This is a genomic window from Megasphaera hominis (assembly GCF_014269395.1).
Taxonomy (GTDB): Bacteria; Bacillota; Negativicutes; order Veillonellales; family Megasphaeraceae; genus Megasphaera; species Megasphaera hominis.
This window is the reverse complement of the sequence record NZ_JACOGK010000058.1, coordinates 1-6,587: the sequence shown is the minus strand read 5'-3', so window position 1 is coordinate 6,587 and position 6,587 is coordinate 1. Positions and strand designations below refer to the sequence as shown.

Genomic DNA, 6,587 nt, shown 5'->3' with positions numbered 1-6,587 from the left:
CGGAGAAATACCTGATTCAGGTATTCACGGATTTCCCAAATTTGGATGTGCGGCATCATCCCGAAGTAGTAGATGGCTACATGCCCTGGAGCACGCGTATGCAGGAATTATGTAAATAGGTCAGTGATCGCCCATTCGAGAATAACTCGGGTGGGCTTCTTTGTTAGGTACATGGTTTTATTGAGCGCTTACTAGATATATAATATATCTTATAAGAATGTTTATGTATTGTATCGGTTTTGGGTTTATATTGTATGATTATACGGAATGCGGCGAAAATAAAAAGACTCCGGCAGAACCCGGGATTGGTTCTGCTGGAGTTTTTTGACTGGTTAAGACTTGATAATTTGCAGAGAAATTAATTGGACCAAATGGCGTAATATATTTTTTGATAGAACGGTTGAGACCAAATGGACTCACTGTTTTGCCTGCCGCCTTCGTAATCCGTGTAGCCATTTGCCTGGACGTACGTTAAATCTAATATCTTAATAGTTTGATCTCTTCGTTTTAAAAGACATTGTTGTATGTAACAATCCCCATGAGAATTCATTTCCTTCACCCAAACAATAGCAGTATTAGAATCCTTCTGCACAGTAGAATTATCTATGTAATAGGTCGTATCCCCTTCATTTCCCAAGTAGTACCAGCGATTCGAAGACATATCGGCTTTATTCGGCCAAATGGAATTATAGAAAATCTCAGATGATGACTCAGGCCTTATACTATAAAAGTCTAAATCAGATTTTGATTTGGCAGAAAAATTTTGATAAACTTTACCATCTGGTTCAACTATATATCTTTTGACTAACGCCGACGTTCTATTTTTACGACTGACAATTACCTGCTGAACCCAACTGGATCCCTTTTTATCCGTGATTTTTTCCCATATAATAGCTGTGTCATCATTTTTTTCGACTGAAGAGTTATCAACGTAATACGTGTCACCACTACTCGATGTACCTAAATAATACCAGTCTGCTGCCAAAGCCGAGCCCGTGCACAAGCACGCGAGCAAGGCTAAACTCAATAACGTTTTCTTGATTTTCAAGTGAACCAACCTCCTAAATGTGAATTGCAAAACCAATAATAACCACTAAAATATGTTACTGAAGGCTTTCTCCGAGACCGTAGAAAGTACGGCGAAGCCGGGATAGAGGTTGAATACACAGAAATGAACTCTCTCAGATCCATTTACTTCGCCGCACGCTTATCCAATTAGTAGTAATATAAAATGGCTTCCTCCGAGACCGAAGAAAGTACGGCGAAGCCGGGATAGAAGTTGAATACACAGAAATGAACCCCTTCAGACCCAGTCGCTCCGCGACTGGCCCAGCTCCCCCATAGGTGGCGCCTGTTTTAGAACGCCCGGCTAATAGTCGCACTGTAGGTCACGCCGCGCTGCATGCCAGCCCAGCCGGTGACGCGTACGTCGGCGCCCCAGGGGTTATCCTTCGTAACCTTGCTCTGCCAGCCCAGTTCCAGGAAACCGCTGCTGCCTTGCAGGCTCGGTGCGGGCGTGCTGTATGTCTTGTACATAGCCCTAGCTTCTCCATCGAATTCATAATCCCAGCCTAGGCCTGCGTAAACAGATGTAGTATCGTTGTGGAGATGCTTCGTCCAGCGCATGCCCAAGCGCGTACGGTACGAGTTGACGCTGTCGAAGTTGTAGGGTGCGTGGCCCAGGTCACTGGTGACGATGGCGTGGTCGGCACCCAGGTGGGTCCAGAAGAAACGGGCATAGTAGTCGAAGTCGTTGTCAGCGTGTTTTACAAGCTTACCGATACCCAAGTGCGCTGCCATGTACGGCGAGCTGTTCTTGTAGCTGGCGTGGTGTTCGTCGATAAGGCCGGCGTAGTCGCCGTTGATGCGGCCGGCGCGGAGCATGCCTTCATAATGGAGGCCGCTTTGTCTATCCCGGCGCAGGAGGAGGCCGGCACCTACGTAGCGCTGGTCACCGTCACTGCGGGCACCGGAGTCCTGGTGGCCTGTGAAGTTGCCGTTGCCGTATTCGATGAAGGGCATAATCGTATCCGTATAGTCTTCGTGGAAGTTTCGTTTGACGAAGCCCAGTTCGCCGTTGAAGCCGTTGCTGTCGACGTAGGAGCCTGTCGTGTAGCGCAGGTTGTGACCGCCGAGAACGATGTACGGCGTAAATTTGGCTTTGATGGAGTGATCTTCCAGCCAGGCTGCCTGGAAGGCGGCAACGGCACTGGCAAAGCCGTCGGTGACGGCCAGGTCAGACGCTTCGATCAACGTACCTGTCGCATTAGCCCGGTTTTCCGGGAAGGCTTTCGTGTCGTCTTCAATCTTCGCTACATCGTCGTCAGGAATCATGAGGACGATGTGGTTGGCGTCGATTTTCTTGTTGATAACCTTTTGGGAGACAAAGCCTTCGTCTGTGACTTCATCCTTACCGGGAATCATCTTGTACTGGGTACCGTTGGACGTAATGCCGCTCGTATCTACGATGAGGTTGATTTGCTGGCCCTTGCTCATTTTCGTCGAATCGTCGATGGCGCCGTAGATGGCTGTGTTGCTCACATCAGCAGTGCCTGTGACGGTAATCATGGTTTCACCCGGTGTCGTCCCCTTCGGTACGTAGAAATTCATGGTCTGGAAGTTGCCCAGGTTCTTTACGGTGTTGGCCTTGTTATACATGTTGAGCATATTACCCGTGCCTGTCGTACCGGACGAGGAAATGTAGCCGCCGTAGAGGCTCATGAGGCTGCCCAGGGTACCGCTATAGACGTTGACCGTGTTGTCATTGGCCGTACCACTCTTCGAAAGGCCGCCGACGATAAGGTTGGCGTCGCTATCGGTGTCAGTACTGCCGATGGTGCCGCCGTTGATGTTGAGCGTATTGCCCGAGGCATCACCTGTATCGGACGAGCCACCGACCAAGCTCTTCGTAATGGTGCCGTCATCGACGGTGACCTTGTTGTTCGTGGCTGAGCCGGAGGATGCATTGCCGCCGGTAACCGTATCTGCCGTACCACCAGAGAGTGTGACCGCATTGTTTGCGGCATCGCCGGCAGCGGCAGAAGCGCCGTAAACATTAGTGGCTTCGCCGCCGGACATGGTGACGCTATTGCCGGATACTTCAGCGCCCTCTCCCGTTCCCACGTTCATGAGGCCGCCGATGACCATGTATGCCGTGCCGCCGCTCATGTCTGCGGTATTTCCTGTAACACTGCCGCTGGGAGATATACCGCCTGCCAGTATATTGACGCTGCCGTCCGTCATAAAGGCTTTGTTGTCAGAAGCATTGGTGGTGCTGTAGCCGCCTGCTACCTCGCCTGCGCTGCCGCCAGAGACAGTGACCGTGTTTTCAGAAGCCGCGCCTGTATTGGAGTAGCCACCGTAGAGCACTTGGGATACCTCCCCTGAGGAAAGCGCTGCCGTGTTGCCCGTTGCGGTCCCGGTACTTTTTGCGTAGCCGCCAAAAGCCTGCTCTGTGGTGCCGCCGGAAACATTTAGGGTGTTCCCAGATGCCGTACCGGTGTCTGTCCAGCCGCCATAGGCACTGGTCACCGTGCCACCAGTGACGGTTGTCGTGTTGGTAGATACCGTACCCGTGCCGGATTCCCCAGCGATTACCGTGCCCACCGTACCGCCGCTGACGCTGGCCTCATTGCCCGAAGCCTCTGTTTCACTGAGGCCCGCTGTGGCGGAGGTCACTTTTTTACCCCCAGAAATGGTCAGGCTATTTCCTGTTGCAGCGCCTGTGGCACTATTGCCGGCAACGGCTGTACCAACCTCCGCCGTAGTCCCAGATACTTCCAGGGTATTGCCGCTGGCCGTGCCACTGCTCAGGCCGGCTGTTACTGTACCCGTACTTCCGCCGGTAATATAGGCATGGTTGGACGTTGCTGCCCCGGCCGCTGCCGATCCGCCATAGGCCGTGCTGACCGTCCCGCCGGCAATGCGCAGAATATTGCCTTCCACATCAGCTGCCGAAGACTGGCCGGCAATGGCCGAGCTTACCGTACCGTCATTGATGTCGATTTCGTTGTTATAGGCCTTCTGGTCGGACTGGCCGGCAATGAGGCTGCCTACGCCTGTATCCGTCGTATTGTTGATGATAATCTTGTTGTTGTAGGCCGTGCCGGACGGTGTCAGGCCGGCGTAGAGGGTGTTCGTCGTGGCCGTGGAGGAGCCGCCGTCCACCGTCACCGTATTGTCATGGGCAGCGCCACTCTTGGTGTAGCCCGAAACCAGAGTTTCCCCCATAGTTCCGGCCGTAAAGGTGATGGCGTTGCTGGCCGCTTCGCCGCTGTTGGTGTAGCCGGCGTAGCCCTGGATGCCCGTTCCCTCTGTCACAATCAGCTTATTGCTGTCGGCATTACCGCTGGCAGAATACCCGGCATACAAAAGGTCATTTGTATCAGCATTATTTTCTACCGTAATGGTATTTTCGTTGGCATTGCCCGTAGCGGTATAGCCGCCGTACACCGTATTGAAGACGGCACTATTTGTCCCATCCAGGGTCACGTCGTTGCTGATGGCATCGCCGTTTCCTGCATAGCCGCCGTAAATCTTGCTGTACGTGGCATTGCCTGCTGCGTAGACGCTGTTGCCGCCGTCATACGCTACATTACCAATCGTGCCGGAGGCCACTTGGCCCGCATCGCCATTGACTGCATAGCCGCCATAGATTTTGATGCCCGTCTGCCCGGCAGTGCTCTCATATATTACCTTGTTGCCATAAGCCGAGGAAGTACTGCTCACCTGCGTGCCGTTTATGTTTGTGCCGCCACCGGCCCAGCCCCCATAGACAGCAGTATCTACTTTAGCCGTGTCCTTGATAGTCACCGTATTGCCCGCTGCACCGATCTGGTCTATATCGTTCAAAAAGCTCCGGCCGCCGTAGACGTTGGCTTCAACTTCAGATGTACCGTCCACAGTCACCTCATTCCCCGCTGCATAGCCACGGGTCGTTTCCCCGCCGTACACATTGCCAGTAACCGTACTGTCTGTAATGGTAGTTTCGTTGTTGGTGACATTCCCATACGTGGTTGTGTCAGACATTTCCGCTGCCGCCACCATGCCGTTTACGGTACTGTCAGTAACGATTGCCTTGTTGCCGTCAGCCGTACCATTGCGCTGATAGGCCCCGTCTACCTTGCCCACCGTACTGCCATTTTTGATGGTGATGGTGTTGTTATTGGCCACCCCTTCCGTATCAGAACTCCGGTCAGCCGCCCGGACCAGCCCCCAGAATGTACCGTTAGTGTTGCTGTACTGTACCGTGGAGCTGTCGATGGTGAGCGTATTCCCATTGAGCGTTCCCGTACCCAGATTCTGCGCGCCGATTACGACGACACTGTTCATGGTACTTTCATTCAACGTGGAACCCGTTACTGATACCGTGTTGCCATTCACATCCCCCGTACCATTGAGATTCACGCCGCCCCGGATGTTAATATTGGCAAAATTAGAGCTGCCAATATTAACACTGTTGCTGCTGGCATCCCCGCCGTTGGCATTGCCGCCGAAAATTACAAGACTGTCTGTGTCTGTCTCATTGGCGTCCGTAATGGAAACGGTGTTATACGAGGCGCTGCCGTTGGCAGAGGCACCGCCGGTGATCAGGGTCCCCAGGCTGTTGTCTCCAGGCTTGGTAATGGTAACGGTGTTGGCAGCAGCTTCTGAACCACCAGCCGTACCGTTCTTCGTATAGCCGCCATAGAGGGCTCCCGTTACGGAGCCACCGGTCATGTTGACCGAGTTTCCAGTGACATCGCCGTTTGTCGTGTAGCCGCCGTAGCCGTTGGTCATGCTGCCGGCGCTGATGCTCAATGTGTTGGATGTGGCTGCACCGCCATTCGTACCTGTTGCCGCGCCACCGTAAGCGTTGCCCAAATTCGCCGTACCAGAAACGTTCAGTGTTCCGCTAGTTGCGGCGGTTCCATCATTCGTCTGAACGCCATATTGGTCTCCTGTTCCCGACGAGATATCCATTGCAAAAGCCGGCATGACAGCCGTACTAGAGGCAAAGAGCGCAGAAATGATGAGTGTGCGAAGCATGGTCTTTCTTTTCATGTGAATCCCCCACTTTCCAAAGCAAAAAACGAATCTCCTTGGCATGGCCGCCATTTGATTTGGGGCTCAAACACTGTACTACGCGCCTTCCCTGCACCTAACACAGCATTCTTCCCTATGCCTTCCCTTGCATAGGATTAGCCAAGGCCTTTTCTCCCTTTCACTCCCTAAAGAATAGAGAAAAGATACTTATACAACTTTAATATACTCCTCTTATGGATTTTTTTCAAACAATTTGCATTAAATAATAATTATTAGTAATATTAATGGATCTAAACTGACCACATTGTGTATCTTTTTAGCTTATGTTTTCTTTGTCCTTTTCACAAAAAAAAGCACCAGACCTTGTAAAAAAGATCTGGTGCTGCAACTGCTTTCTCCACTGTGCCTTCCCTGTGAGGGAAGGCGTATCGTGCCCGTGCGCACTGCACTGGTCAACAAAACTTGGACACTAAAATCTAAAAAATTAGAATCAGAAATATAATTTGACGCAAAGTTGAACAGTACTTTTTAATAAGTTGGACACTGCCTGAGGTAAGACTTTC

The 6,587-nt window shown here is 51.9% G+C and carries 2 protein-coding genes; both read right to left on the bottom strand.

Annotation, left to right across the window (positions count from 1 at the left end; all coding sequences use genetic code 11):
- Window positions 1-358 precede the first annotated feature (358 nt).
- Window positions 359-1,048, bottom strand: coding sequence for a hypothetical protein (locus H8J70_RS12085; protein WP_186504546.1), 690 nt, complete (start codon window positions 1,046-1,048; stop codon window positions 359-361).
- 308 nt (window positions 1,049-1,356) lie between these two features.
- Window positions 1,357-6,042, bottom strand: coding sequence for a beta strand repeat-containing protein (locus H8J70_RS12080; protein WP_186504545.1), 4,686 nt, complete (start codon window positions 6,040-6,042; stop codon window positions 1,357-1,359).
- Between the last annotated feature and the right edge of the window lie 545 nt (window positions 6,043-6,587).

Bases quoted from the DNA above. Each gene is read 5' to 3' on its own strand.
- H8J70_RS12080 (WP_186504545.1), bottom strand. From the start codon at position 6,042: ATGAAAAGAAAGACCATGCTTCGCACACTCATCATTTCTGCGCTCTTT.